This is a genomic window from Caulobacter sp. P4_E5 (assembly GCF_056401555.1).
In genome coordinates this window covers 15324-38622 of record NZ_JBFUJD010000053.1, presented here as the reverse complement: position 1 = coordinate 38622, position 23299 = coordinate 15324, and the positions used below count along the sequence as shown (strand labels likewise).

Here is a 23299-nt window from a genome sequence, read left to right as displayed (position 1 = left end):
GGCCAGCAGACTGTCATAGGCCCCGCCGATGACGAGCCCGACCGCGCCGGCCGCGTCGACCCGCACGCCCGGACCGCCCGGCGGGCTCCAGGCGCTGATCGTCMCGCTGGACGGCTTGACCTGGCCGTCGGCGGTCAGGGTCTCGGCGTTGACCCGAGCCTGGATGGCGACGCCGAAGGCGGGCGGGGCGGCGGTCAAGCCGAGGCGCTCCAAGGTCGCGCCGGCCGCCAGGTCGAACTGCAGCCGCACCAGGTCCAGGCCGGTGACCTCCTCGGTCACCGTATGCTCGACCTGCAGGCGCGGATTGACCTCCAGGAAGAAGGCTTCGCCCCTCGAGGAAGGGTCCGCGTCGAGCAGGAACTCGACGGTGGCCAGGCCTCGATAGCCGGCGCACAGCGCTTCGGCGTGGCGCCAGAGCTCGGCCCGCGAGAGGTCGGGCAGGACGGCCGGGGCGATCTCGACCAGCTTCTGGTTGCGGCGTTGCAGCGAGCAGTCGCGATCGCCGACGGCCAGGGCATGGAGCCCGTCACCGACGATCTGGACCTCGATGTGCCGGGCGTGGGCCAGCAGCCTCTCGGCATAGAGCCCGCCGTCGCCGAACGCGGCCAGGGCCTCGCGTTCGCAGGCGGCGAAGGCGGCGTCCAGTTCGCCGGGGTCCAGCACGGCGCGCATCCCGCGTCCGCCGCCGCCGGCCCGCGCCTTCAGCATGATCGCGCCATGCTCGGCCTGGAAGGCGCGGGCCCCCTCCAGGTCGAGCGCGCCGGTCCCGGGGATCAGCGGCGCCCCGCGCTCGGCCGCCAGGGTTCGGGCGGCGGCCTTGTCGCCGAACGTGGCTAGATGCTCGGGCGAGGGGCCGACGAAGACGATCCCGGCCTCCGCGCAGGCGCGCGCCAGGGCCGGGTTCTCCGACAGGAAGCCATAGCCGGGATGCAGGGCGTCGCAGGCTTCCGCCTTGGCCGCCGCCACGATCGCGGCGATGTCCAGATAGGCGCGCGCGCCGGCCCCGCTCAGGGCGACCGCGCGGTCGGCGGCGGCCACGTGGGGGCTTCCCGCGTCATCGGTCGCGAAGACGGCCACGCTCCCGATCCCGGCCTCCGCCGCCGCGCGGGCGATGCGGACGGCGATCTCGCCGCGGTTGGCGATCAGGACGCGGGTGAAGGACAYGGGAACTTCCTGAAATGGGCAGGCTTCATACGGCCGTTTGACGCACCATCGCCCGTCCGTCTTGACTCTCCAAGTGGAGAAGATCAGAACAAAAGTGGAACAAGGAGCGTGGAATGGCCGGATCGCGCGAGGCGCGTCTTGCGGCCCTGAGAGGCCGGATCGCCGTGATTGAAGCGGGGACTCGGACTCCGACTTCGGTCCTGCCGTTCGGCGATCCGGCTATCGACGGCTGCTTCCCGGGCGGCGGCCTGCCGCTGGGCGGCTGGCACGAGGTGACGGGCGCGGGGCTGGAGGACGAGACCGGCGCGGCGCCGGCGGCCTTCGTCGGCCTGCTGCTGAAGGCCTTGCTCGTTTCCGGGGTCAAGGCCGGAGCGGTGGTCTGGGTGGCGCGGCGCGGCGACCTGTTCGCGCCGGGCCTGGCGGGCCTGGGCTTCCCGGCCGGGCGGCTGATCCAGGTCAAGGCCCGCGACGAGGCCGAGGTGCTGTCGGTGCTGGAGGACGCCCTCTCCACTCAGGGCGTCGCGGCCGCCGTCGGCGAGGCCGAGGCGCCGGACCTGACCGCCGGCCGCCGCCTGCAACTGGCCTGCGAGAAGCGCGGCGGCCTCGGGGTGCTGCTGCATCGAAGACCCTATGGCGGACGGGCAGGGCAGGCGCGGACGGTGTCCGGCTCGGCCTCGCTCAGCCGCTGGCGCATCGCCGCCGCCCCCAGCCAGCCGGACGCCGGCGAGCTGGGCCTGGGCCCGCCCCGCTGGCGGGTCGAACTGGAACGCTGCCGGGGCGGACGTCCTGGCGGCTGGATCTTGGAGCAGTCGGATGCCGCGCATCCTTTCCGTCTGGTGTCCCAACTGGCCGATCACGACCTGGCGGCGCCGGAACCCTTGCGGCGGGCCGGGTGAGGCGACTGGCCCCCTCCGCGCTTTCAGCGCTCCTCCCCCGGAGGGGGAAGAAGGCCGTCGCTCTCCTTCTTCCCCCTCCGGGGGAGGAGGATGCGCAGCATCCGGAGGGGGCAAGCCCGAGCTCCCCTTCGCCCTGTTGGTCTCCGACCACGGAACCCGCCGCCTCGCCGCCGTGGACGAGCGCGCCCGCGCCCTGGGTCTCTCCGCCGGCCAGAAGGCCGCCGACGCCCTGGCCCTGGTCCCGGACCTGGTCACGGCCGACCACGACCCGGCCGCCGACCGCGCGGCGCTGGAGGCCTTGAGCGACTGGTGCGTGCGGTTCTCGCCGGCCGTGGCCCTCGACGGCGACGACGGCCTGCTGCTGGACATCACCGGGACCGACCACCTGTGGGGCGGGGAGGCGGCCATGCTGGTCGACCTGGTCGCGCGGCTGGCCCGCTGGGGCGTGCCGGCCCGGGCGGCGATCGCCGACACGGCCGGAGCCGCCTGGGCCTTGGCCCGGTTCGGCGACGACCTGGCCATCGCCCCGCCCGGCGGCCAGCGCGCGGCGATCCAGGACCTGCCGGTCGCGGCCCTGCGCCTGGAGGACGCCGCCGAGGCCCAGCTGCCGCGCCTGGGCCTGCACCGGGTCGGCCAGCTCTTCGCCCTGCCGCGCGCCCAGCTGGCCAAACGCTTCGGCCTGGCCCTGACCCTGCGTCTAGACCAGGCCCTGGGCGCGGCCGCCGAGGCCCTGACCTTCCGCCGGCCGGCGTCGCCGTGGTTCGATCGCCTGGCCTTCTTCGAGCCGATCAGCGCCCCCGAGGATCTGGCCCGGGTGGCCGGCGACGCCCTGGCCTTGATCTGCGCCCGGCTGGAAGCCGAGGGGCGTGGGGCCAAGCGGTTCGAGGTCGTGTTCCACCGCCTGGACGGCCGCGCCTATCCGGTGCGGGCCGGCCTGGCGCGGATCGGCCGCGACGCCCGGCGTCTGACCCGGCTGATCGTTCCCAAGCTGGACAAGGTCGATCCGGGCTTCGGCATCGAGGTGGTCACCGTCCACGCCGGCGGGGTCGAGGCCCTGGCCGCCGCTCAGGAACGCCTGGACGACGAGACGAGCAATAATCTCGACGAAACCCTGGCCCCGCTGATCGACCGGCTGGTCAACCGCCTGGGTGAGAACCGGGTCTGGCGCGCCGACCCCTATGAGAGCCACGTGCCTGAGCGCTCGGTGGTCTGCGTCGCGCCGCTGGACCCGCCGCCGGCGGCCCGCTGGGATCCCGACCGTCCGCGTCCGGTGCGGCTGTTCAAGCGGCCGGAGGCGATCACCGCCCTGGCCAAGGTGCCCGACGATCCGCCGGTGCAATTCACCTGGCGCGGCCGTTCGCACCGCGTCCGCCGCGCCGAGGGGCCCGAACGGATCGGCCAGGAATGGTGGCGCGCCGGGACCGGCGAGGGCGAGACCGGACCGGGCAAGGTCCGCGACTACTACCGCGTCGAGGACGAGGCGGGGGGGCGGTTCTGGATCTATCGGCAGGGGCTGTTCGACGGCGACGAGGCGCCGAAGTGGTGGATCCATGGCCTGTTTGGTTGAGCCTGGCTCCCCCCACCTGACCTGCTCCGCAGGTCGTCCGCCCCCAAAGGCGGGCGGAAGGCGTGCGCCCTTCTTCCCCCTCCGGGGGAGGAGGACCGAAGGCCCGGAGGGGGCCAGTCGATGACCGCCTATGCCGAACTCCAGGCCACCACCAACTTCTCGTTCCTGCGCGGGGCCTCGCACGCGGGCGAGCTGTCGCTGACGGCCGAGGCCCTGGGCCTGACGGCGGTGGGGATCACCGACCGCAACACCCTGTCCGGCGTAGTCCGGGCCTGGGCGGCGGCCGAGGCGCTGAAGGTGCGGGCCCTGACCGGCTGCCGGCTGGACTTCATGGACGGCACGCCCAGCCTGCTGTGCTACCCGACCGACCGCGAGGCGTTCGGCCGGCTGACCCGCCTTTTGACGGTCGGCCAGCGCCGGGCCGAGAAGGGCGAGTGCCACCTGATCTGGCGGGACTTCCTGGATCATTCCGACGGCCAGCTCGGTTTGATCGTGCCGCCGGCAAAGCTGGACGAGGCCTTCGAGCGCGATCTTGCCCGCATAGCCGGCGACCTGCGCGGCCGGTCGTGGCTGGCGGCCAGCCGCGCCTACGCCGCCCAGGACCTCAAGCGCCTGGCGCGGCTCGACGACCTTGGCCGAGCCGCCGGCGCGCCGATCGTGGCCACCAACGACGTCCTCTATCACGGCCCCGAGCGGCGGCCGCTGCAGGACGTGATCACCTGCGTGCGCGAGCACTGCTCGATCCACGAGGCCGGCTTCCGGCTGGAGGCCAACGCCGAGCGGCACCTGAAGTCGCCGTCCGAAATGGCCCGCCTGTTCGAGCGCTGGCCGCGCGCGGTCGAGCGCACCGTCGAGATCGTCGAGCGCATCGGCTTCGACCTCGGCCAGCTGAAGGAGGAGTATCCCGACGAGCCGGTGCCGCCCGGCAAGACGGCCATGCAGCACCTGACGGACCTGACCTGGGCCGGGGCGGCCTGGCGCTATCCCGCCGGCGTGCCCGACAAGGTCGCCGCCCAGCTCACCGAAGAGCTGCGGCTGATCGCCAAGATGGACTATCCCAACTACTTCATCACCGTGCACGACATCGTCCGCAAGGCGCGGGAGATGGGCATCCTGTGCCAGGGGCGCGGCTCGGCGGCCAATTCCTCGGTCTGCTACTGCCTGGGCGTGACGGCGATCGACCCCACCGAGCACCGGCTGCTGTTCACCCGCTTCATCTCCGAGAACCGGGGCGAGCCGCCGGACATCGACGTCGACTTCGAGCACGAGCGGCGCGAGGAGGTGATGCAGTACGTCTATGAGCGCTATGGCCGCGAGTACGCCGCCATCTGCGGGACGGTGATCCACTACCGCCCGCGCAGCGCCATCCGCGACGTCGGCAAGGCCCTGGGCTTGACCGAGGACGTGACCTCGCTGCTGGCCGGCACGGTCTGGGGCAGCTGGGGCGACGGCCTGCCCGAGGAGCATCTGAGCAACGCCGGCCTGGATCCCCAGGCGCCCGAGATCGCCCGCGCGGTCGGCCTGGCCACCGAGCTGATGGGCTTTCCCCGCCACCTGTCACAGCACGTCGGCGGCTTCGTCCTGACCAAGCGGCGGCTGGACGAGACCGTGCCGATCGGCAACGCGGCGATGAAGGACCGCACCTTCATCGAGTGGGACAAGGACGACATCGACAGCCTGAAGCTGATGAAGGTCGACGTGCTGGCCTTGGGCATGCTGACCGCCATCCAGCGGGCCATGACGATGCTGCGCAACGACCATGGCCTGGTCGAGATCCAGGACCTGGCCGACATCCCCAAGGAAGTCCCCGGCGTCTACGACATGCTGTGCGTGGCCGACAGCGTCGGGGTGTTCCAGGTCGAGAGCCGGGCCCAGATGTCGATGCTGCCGCGCTTGAGGCCGCGCAAGTTCTACGACCTGGTCATCGAGGTGGCGATCGTCCGCCCCGGCCCGATCCAGGGCGACATGGTGCACCCGTACCTGAAACGCCGCAGCGGGATCGAGCCGGTCGAATGGCCCGAGCCGTCGCCCGAGCACGGGCCGCCGGACGAGCTGTACGAGATCCTCGGCAATACCTATGGCGTGCCGCTGTTCCAGGAGCAGGCGATGAGCCTGGCCATCCACGCGGCCAAGTTCACGCCCGACGAGGCCGACGGCCTGCGCAAGGCCATGGCCACCTTCCGCAACCTGGGCACGCCGGCCGAGTACCGCGACAAGTTCGTCGAGGGCATGGCGCGGCGCGGCTACCAGCGCGACTTCGCCGAGCGCTGCTTCAAGCAGATCGAGGGCTTTGGCCACTACGGCTTTCCGGAGAGCCACGCGGCCAGCTTCGCCAAGCTGGTCTACGTCTCGGCCTGGATCAAATGGGCCTGGCCGGACGTGTTCTGCGCGGCCCTGATCAACTCCCAGCCGATGGGCTTCTACCAGCCGGCCCAGCTGGTCCGCGACGCGCGCGAGCACGGGGTCGAGGTCTTGGCCCCCGACATCCTGGCCAGCGGCTGGGACTGCGCGCTGGAAAAGGTCTCGGCCGCCTTCCAGGCGCCGAAGGTCCGCACGGACAAGATCGCCTGCCAGGACAACCGCCCTCGCTGGAAGGCCGTCCGCCTGGGCTTCCGCCAGATCAAGGGGCTGAAGGCGAAGACCGACATCCCGCCGCTGCTGAAGGCCCGCGAGGAGGGCGCGCGCACGCCCGCCGAATTCGCCCAGGCCGGCGTGCCGCAACGGGCGCTGGAGCTGCTGGCCGAGGCCGACGCCTTCGCCTCGGTCGGTCTGTCGCGGCGCGAGGCCCTGTGGGCGGTCAAGGGGCTGAAGGGCGAGCACAAGGCCCCGGTCCAGGCCCCGCTGCTGGCCGGCCTGCCGCTGTTCGAGGACCAGGTCGCCCTGCCACGGATGGCCGCGACCCAGGAGGTGGCCGAGGACTATCGCACCACCAGCCTGTCGCTGAAGGCTCACCCGGTCGGCTTCTATCGGCCCATGCTGACGCGGCGCGGGGTGATCACCGCCGAGCGGCTGCTGGCGGTCAAGGACGGCCAGCGGGTCTCGGTGGCGGGCCTCGTCCTGATCCGTCAGCGGCCGGGCACGGCCAAGGGTGTGGTGTTCGTCACCCTGGAGGACGAGACGGGGGTGGCCAACGCCGTGGTCTGGAAGGACCGCTTCGAGGCCGACCGCAATGTGGTGATGACCGCCTCGTTCCTGGTCGTCCACGGCCGGGTGCAGCGGGCCGAGAACGTCATCCACGTCGTCGCCGAGACCTTCACCGACCTCTCGGCCCACCTCTCCACGCTCCGGGACGAACCCGGCGCGCCCGCCCCCCGCGTGCGCCAGAAGGTCTCGGGTCGACTGCTGCGGAGCCGGGATTTCCACTGAAGGGGCTTGCTGGTGTGGAAATCCTCTCGTCGAGAAGGACGCGCAGGCCAGATCGGAGCCGACAAAGGTTGAACTCGGCGACAATTTGAGGTTGATCTTCCGCAGCGGGACCGTGCATGGGCGCGGAGGCTACGGAAATCGCGATGTATACGACGGCGCAACTGATTACACTCTACACGTCGATCTCCGGGCTGCCCGCCAACGCGGCCGTCAGCCTCACTCTGGACGCCTACGCTACCCAGAGCCAAATCGGCGCATGGACGGACGCCCAGGCCTTGGCGGCCGTCACCCAGATGGCGATACAGGCGAGGCCAGTCGACCCTGAACCCGAACCGGATCCGGATGTTCCGGTTCCCCAAGGCCCGTCCGCCGGCGGCAGCCTCACTACGGGACCCGCCGTGACGGACGCGACCATCGGCACGCCGCAGGCGCTGAAGACATACTATGCGTCGATCGCCCGGGTGGATTTCAACGCCATCAGCTTGGCCGACGGCGTCATACTGGAGGCCCTGGCCACCCAAGTCGGCGTCGGCCGGATCACGCCGGCCGAGGCCCTGACGGCGGTGGGCCGCCTCGCGGGGCAGGCGATCTCGGTCGCCAACCTAGCCTATCAGTTCTTCACGGGCGCTACGCCGTACGCCAGCGGCATCGACTATCTGGTGTCGCCTGACGGCGGCAATCCGTCCAATCTCAACAGCGCCTACTATCAGAGCTTCAATCTCGAGAACCGCTACATCAACTTCGCCGTCAACCTGGGTAGGTTCGGCGAAGGGCAGGCGCGCTTCGCCGCGGCGTATGGCGGGCTGTCGCTGGCCGACGCCCTGACCAAGGCCTATGCCGAGATATTCGGGGCCGCCCCCACCGACGCCAAGGTTCACGAACTGCTGGACGCCTCTTTGGCCGTCGGCGGCCAAACCATGACCCGCGCCCAGTACTTCGCCCTCTATGGCCAGGACGGGGCGGACGGGATCGGGACCAAGGCGGCGATGGTCGGCTGGCTGCTGGCCGAGGCCGCCAAGGCGGATACAGGCCCCTACGCCGAGGCCCAGGACGCCTTTCTCGTGGATCTCGGCCGCGATGGCGTGGCCCGCTTCCATGTTGACTTGCTGGGCGCCTACGGACCGCACGTGGCCGCTCCGGCCGGGGCGACCATCACCTTCGGCCATGACCAGTCGGTCTCGCCGACCGCGTCCGACGCCACGTTGCGCAGCGGTGACAATAGCGACGCGATCACCGGGACGAGCGGCCTGGGCGCGAGCCAAATCGTCAGCACTGGCGGGGGCGACGATCGTGTCACGGTCACGGGCGTGGTCGACGGCAAGATCCAGCTGGGCGACGGCGACTCGGTAGTCACCCTGCAGGACGGCCTGGGCGCGACCGGCTCGGTGACGTTCGGACGCGGAAACAACACCGTCTATCTGGGTGGGGTCGCCCAGGCGGGCGCCAGCATCTCGGCGGCGGGAACCAACAACACGCTGCATCTGACGACCGCGTCGGCCAACGTGCCGGGTACGGTGACCGGCTTCCAGACCATCGTGCTGGACGCGCCGGCGGCCGGCTTCAACGGCGTCAAGGGCGCTCAGGTCATCTACGACATGGTTCCGTCGACGTTCGGCGACGCCGCAGTCTATATCGCCACCCACAACCACGAAACCGTGGTGCTGAAGAACACCAGCAACGGCGTTCGCATCGAAGACTATTCGGCGGCGGGCGCCAGCAATATCGAGATCCACCTCGACCATTTCACTGGCGCGCCCAGCACGAACGTCTCCTATCGCAACAACCCGCCGTTCAGCGTCGGGTATTCGGCCGACGGCGGGTCGATCACGATCGCCAGCCGCGCCGACCACTTCATCCAGAACGGCGACGGCAAGGTGAGCCTGTACGTCGACAGTGACAGCACCGCCGGGATGATCTTCGGCTACGTCCCTATTTCCATGCTGGGCGGCTCAGGCATGTTGTCGATCCCCACGCTGGAGATCCGCGGCGTGGGCAAGCTGACCGCCCAGGTCTTCGAGACCTTCCGCAATGTCGACGCCAGCCGGGGCGGGGATTTCAACCTGACCTACGCGGTGAGCGGTCTACCCAGCCTGGACCAGCTCAAGACCGCGACCCCGGGAACTTTCCGCTTCTCAGACGGGACCAATTTCCTGTCGGTCTCCCTCGGCCACGGGGCCGACCACGCCTACGCCGCGCCGACCAAATTCGTCCTGGGCGCTGGCGTCGACACCTTCGCCGTGACCAAGGGCGCGCTGGGCCTGAACAATCTCGCGATCGCCGACCAGTCCGTTGTCGTCACGGCGGAGGTGGCGGGGTTCCAGAAGGGCGTCGACCACCTGGTGCTGGACGCGATCAGCCACGGCGTGATCGTCGACGTCCAGGCCCATGTCGCGGGGGCGACCTCGCTGACCCAGGCCTTGGTCCAGGTCTCGGCCAAGGTCGGAGCCGACGGGCTGGCGGTGTTCACCTATGGCGGCGACACCTATGTCTACCTGCAGAGTGTTCTGTCGGGCCTGGATACGGGCGACGGCCTGATCAAGCTGACCGGCGTCACGGGCCTGTCGGTCGTCACGGGATCGGCGACGGGCGACATCCACTGGGCCTGAGTCCTTTGACTCCACGTCCCCCGCCTGCTACACGCCGCGCCTCGCTCCCGGACCTCGTCCTTAAACCCTAGGCACTTGGGGCGTGCTCGTCGTTAGGCGGGCTCAAATCCGTGGGAGGGACGCCAAGCCCGCACCACGGCTCACCAGCGGGGGCTTCGGCCCTCACGAGAGGATACTATGGCTAAAAAGATCCTGGGCTACATCAAGCTCCAGGTGAAGGCTGGCTCGGCCACGCCTTCGCCCCCCATCGGCCCGGCTCTGGGTCAACGCGGCGTCAACATCATGGGCTTCTGTAAGGAGTTCAACGCGCGCACCGAGAACGTCGAAAAGGGCACGCCCCTGCCGACCGTGATCACCGTCTACCAAGACAAGTCGTTCACCTTCGTCACCAAGACGCCTCCGGCGACGCACTTCCTGAAGCAGATCACCGGCCTGAAGTCGGGTGCGAAGCTGACCGGTCGCGAGACCGTCGGTGAAGTCACGCGCACCCAGCTGCGCGAGATCGCCGAAAAGAAGATGAAGGACCTGAACGCCAACGACATCGAGGCCGCGGCCAAGATCATCGAAGGCTCCGCCAAGGCCATGGGCCTGAAGATCGTGGAGGCCTAAGTCATGGCTAAGCAACCCAAGCGCATCCAGGCCTGGACCGGCGACCGTGAGGCCGCCCACGCCCTTCCCGACGCCATCAAGCTGGTGAAGGAAAACGCCAAGGCCAAGTTCGACGAGTCGATCGAGATCTCGGTGAACCTGGGCGTTGACCCGCGTCACGCCGACCAACAGGTCCGTGGCGTCGTGAACCTGCCGTCGGGCACCGGCCGCGACGTCCGCGTCGCCGTCTTCGCCAAGGACGCCAAGGCGGCCGAAGCCATCGCGGCGGGCGCCGAGCACGTCGGCGCCGAGGATCTGTACGAAAAGATCAACGGCGGCTTCATGGACTTCGACCGCGTCATCGCGTCGCCGGACATGATGGCCCTGGTCGGTCGCCTCGGTAAGGTGCTGGGCCCGCGCGGCCTGATGCCGAACCCGAAGGTCGGCACCGTGACCCCGAACGTCGGCCAAGCCGTCAAGGACGCCAAGGGCGGCGCCGTGGAATTCCGCGTCGAAAAGGCCGGTATCGTTCACGCCGGCATCGGCAAGGCCTCGTTCACCGAGGAAGCCCTGCTGATCAACGTCAAGGCGCTGATCGAAGCCCTGAACCGCTCGAAGCCGTCGGGCGCCAAGGGCATCTACATCAAGCGTATCGGCCTGTCCTCGACCATGGGTCCGGGCTTCAAGGTCGACACCGCCTCGGTCGCTTAAACAGCCTTCGAGTCTAGACTTCGGGACGGGCGCTGGAGCGATCCAGCGCCCGTCTTGCGTTCGGGCGGTGGTTTGGCGCGCCAGTGGTCCAGGTGGTAGTTTGCAATTCGTCTAGTCGGAGAGGTTCTTCGTGACGCTGCACATCGCCAATCCCGAGGTATGCGCGCTGGTGAAGCAGCTGTCCGAAGCGTGGGGCGTCAGCATGAACCAAGCCGTGAAAATCGCGGCCAAGGAAGCCTTGGCGCGACGCGCAGGTTTGGCCGAGCATCAGGCGGATCCGGGGCGGGACAGTCTGGAGTCTCTATGACCGGCCACACCTTCGACGTCGCCGTGATCGGCGGCGGGCCGGCCGGGCTGATGGCGGCCGAGACCATCGCCAATGCGGGCCGCTCGGTGGCCGTGTTCGAGAAGATGCCGACCTTCGGGCGCAAGTTCCTGATGGCTGGACGCGGCGGGCTTAACCTCACCCATTCGGAAGACTTCGAGCGGTTCGTCGGGCGCTACGGCGCGCGGGCTGGCGCGCTGGCGCCGATGCTGGAAGCGTTCTCCCCGAAGGACCTGGTCGCCTGGGCCGAGGGCCTGGGGCAGCCGACCTTCGTCGGGGCCAGCGGCCGGGTGTTTCCCAAGGCGATGAAGGCCTCGCCGCTGCTGCGGGCCTGGCTGGCGCGGCTGGAAGGGCTGGGCGTCCAGCTGCGCACGCGGGCCGAGTGGACGGGCTGGAGCCCCGACGGCGGCCTCCTGATCAACGGCGAGGTCGTGCGCGCCCGGGCGGTGGTCCTGGCCCTGGGCGGGGCCAGCTGGGCCAAGCTAGGGTCGGACGCGGCCTGGGTTCCGGCCTTGGAAGGCGAGGGCGTGGCCGTCGCCCCGTTCCGCGCCGCCAACTGCGGCTTCGACGTCGCCTGGAGCGACCTGTTCCGCGAGCGCTTCGCCGGCGAGCCGCTGAAGAACGTCGCCCTGCGCTACGGCGATCGGGTCGCGCGCGGCGACGCCATGGTCGCGGGCTATGGCCTGGAAGGCGGGGCGGTCTACGCCCTGGCGGCCTGCCTGCGCGACGCGGTCGAGGCGGCGGGCCGCGCGACTCTGACCATCGACCTGCGTCCCGACCTGCCCGTCGAGATCCTGGAGCGCCGGCTGCGTGGTCCGCGTGGGGGCCAGAGTCTGGCCAACTTCCTGCGCAAGGCGGTCAAGCTGTCGCCGGTCGAGGTCAATCTGCTGCGCGAGGCCCACGGCCTGGACCTGCCCTCCGAACCGGGATCCATCGCGGCGGTGATCAAGGCCGCGCCGATCTCGCTGACCGGGGTCCAGCCTTTGGACCGCGCCATCTCGGCGGCTGGCGGCGCGCGGTTCGAGAGCCTGGACGGCCTGGCCCTCCAGCGCCGCCCCGACGTGATCCTGGCCGGCGAGATGCTGGATTGGGAAGCGCCGACCGGCGGCTACCTGCTGCAGGCCTGTTTCGCGACGGGCGTGGCGGCGGGGAGGGCGGCGGTGGGTGCGTGTGAAATCCCTCTCTCATAGAGAGAGGGAGGGGCCCACGCGAAGCGTGGGAGGGTGAGAGGTTTCACCGCCGGCCGGTAAATCCCTGTTTGTTTCTTCCGCTGAGCGCCCCAAGGGGTCGAGTGCGGGTTCTCGCGGTGGGTGAGAGACGCCCGTCTGAGTTCCGTTCGGAGAGAGTGTAACCTCTCACCCTCCCACCGCCTACGGCGGCGGGCCCCTCCCTCTCTCTATGAGAGAGGGATTTTGTTCTTCCTACTTCATCGCCGCCCGGATCCGCGCCGCCATGGCCTCCAGGTCCTTCGGATCGGCGACCGCGTTCTCGGCCAGGTACACCGGCTTGCCGGCGATGCGGGGGATCACGTGGACGTGCAGGTGCGGCACGCTCTGGCCGACGCCGTTGTTCTGCAGGACCATGAAGCCCTCCAACCCAAGGGCGTCGACCTGGGCCTGGCCAACCCTTTGGGCCACGGCCATGACCTTGGCCAGGTCCTTGGGGTCGATCTCCAGGAGATTGCGGGCCTTGGAGGTCTTGGAGATCACCAGCACGTGGCCGGCCTCCAGCGGGGCGCGGTCCATGAAGGCCAGGACGTCGGCGTCCTCATAGACTTTGTAGGCCGGCAGCTCGCCGCGGATGATCCGGGCGAAGACGTTGTTCGGATCATAGGCGCCCTTCAGCGGCGGGAAGGGCGTGGTGGCCGCGCTGTTCGGCTCGAACCGGGCCAGCCAGCGGATCACTTCGCTCTCCAGCGCGATGCGCGCATCCGAGAAGCTGTGGTCGGTGGCCATGTAGGTCTCGGTCAAGGCTTTCGCCCCGGCCGCGCGGGCAGCGGCAGCCAGCCTGCGCGTGGTGGGCGCGCCGGCGAATTCGGCCCCGATCATCAGCACCGGCCGATCGGCGATCCGGGCGCTGAGCTTTTCCAGGTCCAGCGCCTCCGCGTCGCGTTCGATCTCGGCGACCAAGGCTTCCGGCGTCGCGGCCAGGGGCGCTGTGTCAGGGCGCATCCCCTCGATCGCCGCCTTGCGGGCCTGGTCGCTGATGATCCCGGCCGTCTCCTTGCCGATGTCCCAGGCGTCGATCAGCACAACCCCGGCCACGCGCGGCTCGGCGGCGACGGCGTCGGCGGCCATGAAGCCGCCCATGCTGTGGCCGGCCACCACGATCCGCGCGAGATCGACGTGGTACTTGGCGGCGTTGGCCGGATCCAGCAGGAAGGCCACGGCCGCCTCGCCGTCGGCCCGCGCCCCGGCGAAGCTGAACTTGCCCTGGCTGCCCCACGCGCCGCGATAATTGATCCGCATGGCGTTCCAGCCGGCCCGGCGAACGGCTTGCAAGAGGTCGATGTTGGTCTCGTTGCCGGGAAAGCCGTGCAGGAACAGCATCGTCGGATGCGGCTGGTCCCCGGAGGCCAGGTACATCAGGGCGTTGACCTTCGACCCGGCGATCTCGACCTGGAAGGCGGCCATGTCGGCCGGATGGTCCTTGTCGCGCGGCGGGTCGGCGACCACGGCCTTGGGGATCGGCGGGGCCTTCAGCTCGGCCAGGGCGGGAGCGGCGATGGCCGCACCCAACAGCACGGCCCCCAGAAACAGGGCGCGGCCCCCGGCGATAAGCTTGCGAGTCATGTGACGCCCGTCCCCATTTGATCGCCATCGATAATCCAGAAAGCCGCGGCCGATGGAAGGGGCCGACGCGCTGCTGCCAATCGGCGGATGCGGCGTTGCTACGGCTAGGGCATCAAAAGCAACGGAGGACGCCATGGCTTCGATTCACAAGGACATCCTGATCGACGCCTCGCCCGAGGCGGTGTGGGACGCCGTGCGCGATATCGGCAAGATCCACGAGCGCCTGTGCCCGGGTTTCGTCATCGATACGAAACTGGTCGACGACGGCGCGGCCCGCATGGTGACCTTCGGCAACGGCATGACGGTCAAGGAGGTGATCGTCGATAGCGACGATGCGCGCCGCCGCCTGGTCTGGACGGTGGAGAGCGAACGGCTCACGCACCACAATGGGGTGATGCAGGTCGAGGGCGCCGGCGAGGGCCGCGCCCGCGCCGTGTGGACCGCCGACGTCCTGCCCCACGCGGCGGCCGAGACGGTGGGGCCGATGATGGAGATGGGGCTGGCGGCGATGAAGAAGAAGTTGGAGGGGTAGGGCGAAATTCCCTCTCCCCTTGCGGGAGAGGGTGGCCCGCGAAGCGGGTCGGGTGAGGGGGTGATGGACGGAGACGCTGCTGGGGCGGACGCCGCCGGGTCCCAAGCCGACAGGACTATCGACCCCTCATCCGACCGCCTTCGGCGGCCACCTTCTCCCGCATGGGGAGAAGGAAGGAGGTGTTGATCTCATAGCCATCTTCGTCTATACGCCGCGCCTTCTCCGTTGGACTCAGGTCTGGCGGCGATCCTGTTTGAGAACTGCGGGGCGTGGGGTCACCAACGCCGTAATCGAGGAAGAGCCCTTCCTCGCCGTCGGGAGACAGGGATAGAGACGCCGACGCTCTCCTGCCCATGGACTTCTGTCCAGGACAGACACGCGGCCGACTTTCCTTGGAACAGGCTGATGCAGCTCGCTTGCGGGAGCGATCCCGCGTGTGAACCGCATTTGGCTGCCGGAATGGTCCGGCCGCTGTAATTGAGTAGGAGACCGCAATGGACCGCGCTCAAAAGCAGGAGTCGATTGAATCGCTGAAAAGCGTGTTCACCGATGCCGGCGCTGTCGTCGTGACCCACTATATGGGTCTGACCGTTGCGGAAATGACCGACCTTCGTCTTCGCCTCCGCAAGGAAGGCGCCGCGATCAAGGTTGTGAAGAACACCCTGGCCCTCAAGGCTCTGGACGGCAAACTTGGTGATACGGGCTCCGCCCTGTTCACCGGTCCTGTCGCCATCGCCTACGGCCCGGACGCCGTCTCGGCCGCGAAGATCGCGGTGCAGTACGCCAAAGAAAACGACAAGCTCAAGATTGTCGGTGGCGTTCTGGACCAGACCAACGTGCTCGACGAAGCCGGCGTGCGTGCTCTGGCGACCCTGCCGTCGCTGGACGAACTGCGTGGCAAGCTTATCGGCCTCATCCAGGCTCCGGCGACCAAGATCGCTGGCGTCCTGCAGGCCCCGGCTGCCCAGCTGGCTCGCGTTTTCAACGCCTACGCGACCAAAGACGCCGCGTAACGGTCATCCCCGCATCTATCCCAATCTCTCTAAGGAACTGACACATGTCCAAGCTCGATAAGCTGGTTGAAGAACTGTCCACCCTGTCGGTGCTCGAAGCCGCCGAACTCTCGAAGCTGCTGGAAGAAAAGTGGGGCGTCTCGGCCGCCGCTCCGGTCGCCGTCGCCGCCGCTGGTGGCGCCGCTGCTCCGGTTGAAGCCGCTGAAGAGCAAACCGAATTCACCGTCGTCCTGACGGACGGTGGCGACAAGAAGATCAACGTGATCAAGGAAGTCCGCGGCGTCCGTCCGGACCTCGGTCTGAAGGAAGCCAAGGACCTGGTCGAAGGCGCTCCGCAGAACGTCGTCGAAAACGTCTCGAAGCAACAAGCCGACGAAGTCGCCAAGAAGCTGACCGAAGCCGGCGCCAAGGTCACCATTAAGTAATCCGCTTCCCACGATCGTGGGGAATGGGTTCCTTTTGGAACTGGTGAAACGGGCCCGGAGGGAAACCTCCGGGCCCGTTTTGCTTTGGGCGGTGGTGCGGTCCGGGAGGGTGCGAGCGGTCGTTCGGAATCCCTCTCTCATAGAGAGAGGGAGGGGCCCGCCGCGAAGCGGTGGGAGGGTGAGAGGTTTCACCGCTGGCGGGAAGGCTCGAGACAATCAGTTCGCTCCCAAAACTCCGACCTCTCCGGCGAAGGGGGGGGGGCTCCGTCCGGCGAGGTCGTAACCTCTCACCCTCCCATGCTGCGCATGGGCCCCTCCCTCTCTCTATGAGAGAGGGTTTTGGGCGCCTAAAATGGTCTCTTGCGCCAATGGCGATTTGGCTCGAAGCCAAGGGCCAGGCTTGGCCGAAGGATCACTTCGTGAATCGCAGACACTTGATCGCCGCCGCCGCGGCCCTGGCCGCCGGCCCCGCCTTCGCCGGCGACGGCTTCGGCGGCCTCCGCATCCCGCCTCGACGACCGACAGCGAACTGCGCGGCCTGTCGCTGACGGGTGGCAAGACGTACTGGGCGTCGGGCTCCAAGGGCTGGCTCGTTCGCGGACACAACGAGCGGCAAGAGCCGATCCGCATCATCGGCGCCGAGGCGCTGGACTTCCGGGGCCTGCACGCCTTCGACGACGACCACGTGCTGGCCATGAGCGCGGGGCCCGGCGAGGCCTCGCAGCTGTGGCGCACCAGGGACGGCGGCAAGACGTGGAAGCGCCTGGCGGTCAACCAAGACCCGGCCGGCTTCTGGGACTCGATCGCCTTCGTCGACGGCAAGCGCGGCTTCATCCTGGGCGATCCGACGCAGGGCCGCTTCACGGTGCTCTACACCGACGACGGCGGCGAGACCTGGGCGCGGCTGCCGGACAAGGGTGTGCCGCTGGCCGCGGCGGGGGAGGGCGCTTTCGCGGCCAGCAACGGCTGCGTCGCCCTGGGCCGTCGCGCCCAGGTCGCCTTCTGCACCGGCGGCGGCGGGCGGGCGCGGGTCTATCTGTCGCGCGGCGGCGGCGGGGTCTTCGTGCCGATCGACACGCCGATCGCCGGCGACGCCCCCTCGCGCGGCGCCTTCGCCGTGGCGTTCGGCAAGCACGGCGAGCTGTGGGTCTGCGGCGGCGACTACAAGAACCCCAAGGCCGAGGGCGTGACCCTGGCGCGGCTGGACCCGGGTCGGGTCACCTTCGAGCCGGTCGCCGCGCCGCCCGGCTACCTGTCCAGCGTTTCGGTCTCGGGATCGACGGTGATGGCCACGGGCTTGGCCGGCACGATCGTCAGTCGCGACGGCGGGGCGTTCCAGCGGGTCTCGGCCGCGCCGTTCAACACCGTCCGCCTGACGGGTCCGCGCAAGGCCGTGCTGGCGGGGCCTAGGGGTTCGATTGGTCTGTGGTCCGTCTAGGCGCGGCCGCCCCGGCCAGAGGTTCGTCGAGCCGCCGGACCTCGATGTACTTTTCCTCGAAGTCTGCCTCGCCGAAGAAGCTGGCGAACGGCACGTCGGCGGCGTCGCGGCCGAAGGCGATCGGGATCAGGCCCGACAGCGGCGCCAGGCGCGTGGCGTCGAACGTGCGCCAGCGCCCGTCCAGATAGACCTGGAACACCGCGTGGAAGTCCGGCGGGTCCAGCCGCCACGCGTAGCAGGAGACGAACCGGGCTGGCAGGTCCAGCGCGCGGCACAGGGCGACGCCGAGGTGGGCGTAGTCCCGGCAGACGCCGCGCCGCTCCACCAGGGTGTCGATGGCCCAGGTGGCGCCGGTCGTGGCGCCGGCCTCATAGGTGACGTGGCCGCTGATCCAGTCGGCGATCGCCTGGGCCTGGGCCAGGCCCGAGGTCAGGGCGCCGAACGAGTCGGTGGCGAAGGCCGCCAGCCGGTCCGACGGGCAATAGCGGCTGGGGTTCAGATAGGGCAGCACGTCGAGCGGCAGGTCGTTGACGCTGGCCGCGTTCAGGCCGGATTGGTGATCAACCTGGGCCAGGCTCAGCACCGTCGCCGCGTAGGCCAGTTCCAGCTGGCCGGGCTGGGCCAGGAAGCGCACGAAGCGGTTGCCGGCGAAGCGATCGACGAAGAACTCCGCCGCCAGTCCGGGCGGCAAGGTGATCGTCTCGTCCAGGACGGACTGCTCGGCGCCGTCGGCCGCCTGCACGGCCAGGATGAAGCTGGTGGGGGTGCGGACCTCGTAGCGAAGCCGGCAGTCGATCGTGAAGCGCACGGGATAGCTCCGCGTCCCCGACGCCCTGGCGGCGGCGCGGTCCGGCCCGCATAAGGCGCGGCGCGGGAAAAGGGTTCCCGGGAACGACCCGGACCGTGGCGCGCTAAGCCCGGGCTTACAAGGCCGCTTAGCAAGCCAGGGACCCGCCATGCTGAAAATCGCCGCCGTCCTGCTCGTCCTGGTGATCGTGTTCGGGGTGCTCGGCTTCGTCGTGAACGTCGCCGGCGCGATCACCAAGGCCGCCTTCTTCGTCTGCCTGATCGCCCTGGGGGTGTCGCTGGTGATGAAGCTGGTGCGGAAGACGTAGCGCTACCTCGCCAACGCGATACGCGAAAATCCCTCTTCCATAGGGAGAGGGAGGGGCCCGCGCCGCAGGCGTGGGAGGGTGAGAGGTTTCACCGCCGGCCGGAAAATCCCAGGGTCCCTCAGCTCCGACCTCCCTGGCGAAGGCCGGGGTCCAGATCCAGCCTGAGCGGCTTGGATGTTCGCGCTCGAATGCCAGCCAAGAACTCAAGCGACGGTGGGCTCGATCTGGGCCCCGGCTTTCGCCGGGGAGATCGGGAGAAAGAGGGTTATTCCGCGAGGCTGTAACCTCTCACCCTCCCACCGCTGCGCGGCGGGCCCCTCCCTCTCTCTATGAGAGAGGGAAAGCGCGGTATTTACCCTCTCTTACGAATTCCCCTTTCCTTACGCGCCGGGTTCCCCTATATCCCCGCGTTCACGAAGACATTCGGCGGAGTGCCTGCGCACGTCCGTATACGCCCCGAGGCGCGATCAGCCGCCCTCCGATCCGCGCGAAGGGGCGCCCGTCAGGCTTCCGGTCCCGGTCGCCTAACAGGGGAATTCCAGCGTCCGCGGCTCTCCAATTGGGAGAGCAGCGAGGGTGGACGCTAAGGACAACCGAATTCACGCGCGGACTCTATCCGCGCCCAGGGAAAAAACATGGCGCAATCCTTCACCGGTAAGAAGCGGATCCGGAAGTCGTTCGGCCGCATCCCCGAAGCTGTGCAGATGCCGAACCTGATCGAGGTTCAGCGCTCTTCCTACGAACAGTTCCTGCAGCGCGAGGTCCGTCCGGGCCAGCGCCGCGACGAGGGCGTCGAGGCGGTCTTCAAGTCGGTGTTCCCGATCAAGGACTTCAATGAACGCGCGGTGCTCGAATACGTCTCGTACGAATTCGAAGAACCCAAGTACGACGTCGAGGAATGCATCCAGCGCGACATGACCTTCGCGGCGCCGCTGAAGGTCAAGCTGCGCCTGATCGTGTTCGAGACGGAAGAAGAAACCGGCGCCCGCTCGGTCAAGGACATCAAGGAGCAGGACGTCTACATGGGCGACATCCCGCTCATGACGGACAAGGGCACCTTCATCGTCAACGGCACCGAGCGCGTCATCGTCTCGCAGATGCACCGCTCGCCGGGCGTGTTCTTCGACCACGACAAGGGCAAGACCCACGCCTCGGGCAAGCTGCTGTTCGCCGCCCGTGTGATCCCGTACCGCGGCTCGTGGCTGGACTTCGAGTTCGACGCCAAGGACATCGTCTACGTCCGCATCGACCGTCGCCGCAAGCTGCCGGCCACGACCTTCCTCTATGCCCTGGGCATGGACGGCGAAGAGATCCTGACCACGTTCTACGACGTCGTCCCGTTCGAGAAGCGCGAAGGCGGCTGGGCCACCCCGTACAAGCCCGAGCGCTGGCGCGGCGTGAAGCCGGAGTTCCCGCTGGTCGACGCCGACACCGGTGAGGAAATCGCTCCGGCCGGCACCAAGATCACCGCTCGCCAGGCCAAGAAGTTCGCCGACGCGGGTCTGAAGACCCTGCTGCTGGCCCCCGAGGCCCTGACTGGCCGCTACCTGGCCCGCGACGCCGTCAACTTCCAGACCGGCGAGATCTATTCGGAAGCCGGCGACGAGCTGGACGTTCCGGCGATTCAGGCCCTGGCCGACCAAGGCTTCAGCACCATCGACGTGCTGGACATCGACCACGTCACGGTCGGCGCCTACATGCGCAACACCCTGCGCGTGGACAAGAACGCCGTCCGCGAGGACGCGCTGTTCGACATCTATCGCGTCATGCGTCCGGGCGAGCCGCCGACGGTGGAAGCCGCCGAGGCGATGTTCAAGTCGCTGTTCTTCGACGCCGAGCGCTACGACCTGTCGTCGGTGGGCCGCGTGAAGATGAACATGCGTCTCGAGCAAGAGGTGTCGGACGAAGTCCGCATCCTGCGCAAGGACGACGTCCTGGCCGTGCTGAAGGTCCTGGTGGGCCTGCGCGACGGTCGCGGCGAAATCGACGACATCGACAACCTGGGCAACCGTCGCGTCCGCTCGGTGGGCGAACTGCTGGAAAATCAGTACCGCGTCGGCCTGCTGCGCATGGAACGCGCGATCAAGGAACGCATGAGCTCGGTCGATATCGACACGGTCATGCCGCACGACCTGATCAACGCCAAGCCGGCCGCGGCCGCCGTCCGTGAATTCTTCGGCTCCTCGCAGCTGTCGCAGTTCATGGACCAAACGAACCCGCTGTCGGAAATCACCCACAAGCGTCGTCTCTCGGCCCTCGGCCCGGGCGGTCTGACCCGCGAGCGCGCCGGCTTCGAAGTCCGCGACGTTCACCCGACCCACTACGGCCGGATCTGCCCGATCGAAACGCCGGAAGGCCCGAACATCGGCCTGATCAACTCGCTGGCCACCCATGCTCGCGTCAACAAGTACGGCTTCATCGAGAGCCCGTACCGTCGCGTGAAGGACGGCAAGCCGCAGGACGAAGTCGTCTACATGTCGGCGATGGAGGAATCCAAGCACGTCATCGCCCAGTCCAACATCGCGGTGTTGAACGGCGAGATCGTCGACGACCTGGTCCCGGGCCGTATCAATGGCGAGCCGACCCTCCTGCAAAAGGAGATGGTCGACCTGATGGACGTGTCGCCGCGCCAAGTCGTGTCGGTGGCCGCCGCCCTGATCCCGTTCCTCGAAAACGATGACGCCAACCGCGCCCTCATGGGCTCGAACATGCAACGTCAGGCCGTGCCGCTGGTGCAGTCCGACGCGCCGCTGGTCGGCACCGGCATGGAAGCCGTCGTCGCCCGCGACTCGGGCGCGGTCGTGATCGCCAAGCGCACCGGCGTCGTCGAGCAGATCGACGGCACCCGGATCGTCATCCGCGCCACCGAAGAAACCGACGCCGCCCGTTCGGGCGTCGACATCTACCGGATGGCGAAGTTCCAGCGCTCGAACCAGTCGACCTGCATCAACCAGCGCCCGCTGGTGAAGGTGGGCGACCGGATCGTCGCCGGCGACATCATCGCCGACGGCCCGTCGACCGAGCTGGGCGAACTGGCCCTGGGCCGCAACGCGCTCGTCGCGTTCATGCCCTGGAATGGCTACAACTTCGAAGACTCGATCCTGATCTCCGAACGCATCGTCCGCGACGACGTCTTCACCTCGATCCACATCGAGGAATTCGAAGTCATGGCCCGCGACACGAAGCTCGGCCCGGAAGAAATCACCCGCGACATCCCGAACGTCGGCGAGGAAGCCCTGCGCAACCTCGACGAAGCCGGCATCGTGGCGATCGGCGCCGAGGTCCAGCCGGGCGACATCCTGGTCGGCAAGGTCACGCCGAAGGGCGAAAGCCCGATGACGCCGGAAGAAAAGCTGCTGCGCGCCATCTTCGGTGAAAAGGCCTCGGACGTCCGCGACACCAGCCTGCGCCTGCCCCCGGGCGTCGCCGGCACGATCGTCGACGTGCGCGTGTTCAACCGTCACGGCGTCGACAAGGACGAACGCGCCCTGGCCATCGAACGCGCCGAGATCGACCGTCTGGGCAAGGACCGCGACGACGAGTTCGCGATCCTGAACCGCAACATCTCGGGCCGTCTGAAGGAACTGCTGATCGGCAAGGTCGCGCTGTCGGGCCCCAAGGGCCTGTCGCGCGGCGAGATCACCGTCGAGGGCCTGTCGCAGGTCGCCTCGGGCATGTGGTGGCAGATCGCCCTGGAAGACGAAAAGGCGATGGGCGAACTCGAGTCGCTGCGCCGCCTGTTCGACGAGAACCGCAAGCGCCTCGACCGTCGTTTCGAAGACAAGGTCGACAAGCTGCAACGCGGCGACGAACTGCCTCCGGGCGTCATGAAGATGGTCAAGGTCTTCGTGGCCGTGAAGCGCAAGCTGCAGCCGGGCGACAAGATGGCCGGCCGTCACGGCAACAAGGGCGTCATCTCGCGCATCCTGCCGATCGAGGACATGCCGTTCCTCGCCGACGGGACGCACGTCGACGTCGTTCTGAACCCGCTGGGCGTGCCCTCGCGCATGAACGTCGGTCAGATCTTCGAGACCCACCTCGGCTGGGCCTGCGCCAACCTCGGCAAGCAGATCACCAACCTGCTGGAAGACTGGCAGCACGGTGGCCAGAAGGACGCCCTGGTGACGCGCCTGCGCGACATCTACGGCCCGGACGAAGAACTGCCGGACACCGAAGAGGGTCTGGTCGAACTGGCTCGTAACCTCGGCAAGGGCGTTCCGATCGCCACGCCGGTGTTCGACGGCGCGCGCATGGACGACATCGAGGGTCACCTCGAAATGGCCGGCGTCAACAAGTCGGGTCAGTCGATCCTGTTCGACGGCCTGACCGGCGAGCAGTTCAAGCGTCCGGTCACGGTCGGCTACATCTACATGCTGAAGCTGCACCACCTGGTCGACGACAAGATCCACGCCCGTTCGATCGGCCCGTACTCGCTGGTCACGCAACAGCCGCTGGGTGGTAAGGCCCAGTTCGGCGGTCAGCGCTTCGGGGAAATGGAAGTGTGGGCTCTGGAAGCCTACGGCGCGGCCTACACCCTGCAGGAAATGCTGACGGTGAAGTCCGATGACGTGGCCGGCCGGACCAAGGTCTACGAGTCGATCGTCCGCGGCGACGACACGTTCGAAGCCGGTATCCCGGAAAGCTTCAACGTGCTGGTCAAGGAAATGCGCTCGCTCGGCCTGAACGTCGAGCTGGAGAACAGCTGATCCGGATCTCCCTCCTTCGCCTGAACGGCGGAGGAGGGGCCTCCCGTCAGCCCTC

The 23299-nt window shown here is 68.6% G+C and carries 16 protein-coding genes and 1 pseudogene; 14 read left to right on the top strand and 3 right to left on the bottom strand.

What is annotated here, in order from left to right; all coding sequences use genetic code 11:
- Positions 1-1164: ATP-binding protein (locus AC1DSO_RS16225; protein WP_477069801.1), on the bottom strand; the 1164-nt coding region annotated here is incomplete at its 3' end.
- 113 nt (positions 1165-1277) lie between these two features.
- Between AC1DSO_RS16225 and AC1DSO_RS16220 the strand changes: the two genes are divergently transcribed.
- The 8 genes from AC1DSO_RS16220 to AC1DSO_RS16185 all read left to right on the top strand — a co-directional run bounded on the left by AC1DSO_RS16220 (position 1278) and on the right by AC1DSO_RS16185 (position 12413).
- Positions 1278-2060: an ImuA family protein gene (locus tag AC1DSO_RS16220; protein WP_477069800.1), complete on the top strand. Its 783-nt coding sequence runs from the start codon at positions 1278-1280 to the stop codon at positions 2058-2060.
- Entirely contained in the window at positions 1978-3627 is a 1650-nt protein-coding gene (locus AC1DSO_RS16215) for a Y-family DNA polymerase (RefSeq protein ID WP_477069799.1), read from the top strand. Before AC1DSO_RS16220 ends, AC1DSO_RS16215 begins: the two co-directional genes overlap by 83 nt.
- A gap of 120 nt (positions 3628-3747) precedes the next feature.
- Positions 3748-6993 (top strand): error-prone DNA polymerase, encoded by a 3246-nt coding sequence (locus AC1DSO_RS16210; RefSeq protein WP_477069798.1) that lies wholly within the window; start codon positions 3748-3750, stop codon positions 6991-6993.
- A 143-nt stretch (positions 6994-7136) separates the two neighbouring features.
- Positions 7137-9599, top strand: coding sequence for a hypothetical protein (locus tag AC1DSO_RS16205; protein WP_477069797.1), 2463 nt, complete (start codon positions 7137-7139; stop codon positions 9597-9599).
- 177 nt (positions 9600-9776) lie between these two features.
- Positions 9777-10208, top strand: coding sequence for a 50S ribosomal protein L11 (gene rplK, locus AC1DSO_RS16200; RefSeq protein WP_056046604.1), 432 nt, complete (start codon positions 9777-9779; stop codon positions 10206-10208).
- A gap of 3 nt (positions 10209-10211) precedes the next feature.
- Entirely contained in the window at positions 10212-10898 is a 687-nt protein-coding gene (gene rplA / locus AC1DSO_RS16195) for a 50S ribosomal protein L1 (protein ID WP_477069796.1), read from the top strand.
- Positions 10899-11028: 130 nt separating this feature from the next.
- Entirely contained in the window at positions 11029-11205 is a 177-nt protein-coding gene (locus AC1DSO_RS16190) for a type II toxin-antitoxin system VapB family antitoxin (protein WP_477069795.1), read from the top strand.
- Positions 11202-12413, top strand: a complete 1212-nt coding sequence (locus tag AC1DSO_RS16185) for a TIGR03862 family flavoprotein (RefSeq protein ID WP_477069794.1) — start codon at positions 11202-11204, stop codon at positions 12411-12413. Before AC1DSO_RS16190 ends, AC1DSO_RS16185 begins: the two co-directional genes overlap by 4 nt.
- A 231-nt stretch (positions 12414-12644) precedes the next feature.
- Here the strand turns inward: AC1DSO_RS16185 and AC1DSO_RS16180 are convergent, their stop codons facing one another.
- Positions 12645-14015: an alpha/beta fold hydrolase gene (locus AC1DSO_RS16180; RefSeq protein ID WP_477069793.1), complete on the bottom strand. Its 1371-nt coding sequence runs from the start codon at positions 14013-14015 to the stop codon at positions 12645-12647.
- A 133-nt stretch (positions 14016-14148) separates the two neighbouring features.
- Between AC1DSO_RS16180 and AC1DSO_RS16175 the strand changes: the two genes are divergently transcribed.
- The 4 genes and pseudogenes from AC1DSO_RS16175 to AC1DSO_RS16160 all read left to right on the top strand — a co-directional run.
- Positions 14149-14547, top strand: coding sequence for an SRPBCC family protein (locus tag AC1DSO_RS16175; RefSeq protein WP_477069792.1), 399 nt, complete (start codon positions 14149-14151; stop codon positions 14545-14547).
- A 494-nt stretch (positions 14548-15041) separates the two neighbouring features.
- Positions 15042-15560: a 50S ribosomal protein L10 gene (gene rplJ, locus AC1DSO_RS16170; RefSeq protein WP_047403719.1), complete on the top strand. Its 519-nt coding sequence runs from the start codon at positions 15042-15044 to the stop codon at positions 15558-15560.
- Positions 15561-15604: 44 nt separating this feature from the next.
- The gene (rplL, locus tag AC1DSO_RS16165) at positions 15605-15985 is read left to right on the top strand and encodes a 50S ribosomal protein L7/L12 (protein ID WP_056046614.1); all 381 of its coding nucleotides are present in this window, start codon (positions 15605-15607) and stop codon (positions 15983-15985) included.
- A 505-nt stretch (positions 15986-16490) separates the two neighbouring features.
- Positions 16491-17423, top strand: a pseudogene (locus tag AC1DSO_RS16160) (WD40/YVTN/BNR-like repeat-containing protein); the annotation flags it as partial.
- Here the strand turns inward: AC1DSO_RS16160 and AC1DSO_RS16155 are convergent.
- Positions 17392-18231, bottom strand: coding sequence for a transglutaminase-like domain-containing protein (locus AC1DSO_RS16155; RefSeq protein WP_477069791.1), 840 nt, complete (start codon positions 18229-18231; stop codon positions 17392-17394). The pseudogene AC1DSO_RS16160 and the gene AC1DSO_RS16155 sit on opposite strands and share 32 nt — an antisense overlap.
- A 148-nt stretch (positions 18232-18379) precedes the next feature.
- Between AC1DSO_RS16155 and AC1DSO_RS16150 the strand changes: the two genes are divergently transcribed.
- Together AC1DSO_RS16150 and rpoB are read left to right on the top strand one after the other, a co-directional pair.
- Complete coding sequence (locus AC1DSO_RS16150; protein WP_477069790.1) at positions 18380-18538, top strand: hypothetical protein; 159 nt, start codon at positions 18380-18382, stop codon at positions 18536-18538.
- A gap of 635 nt (positions 18539-19173) precedes the next feature.
- Positions 19174-23244, top strand: coding sequence for a DNA-directed RNA polymerase subunit beta (gene rpoB / locus AC1DSO_RS16145; RefSeq protein ID WP_477069789.1), 4071 nt, complete (start codon positions 19174-19176; stop codon positions 23242-23244).
- Positions 23245-23299: the final 55 nt, after the last annotated feature.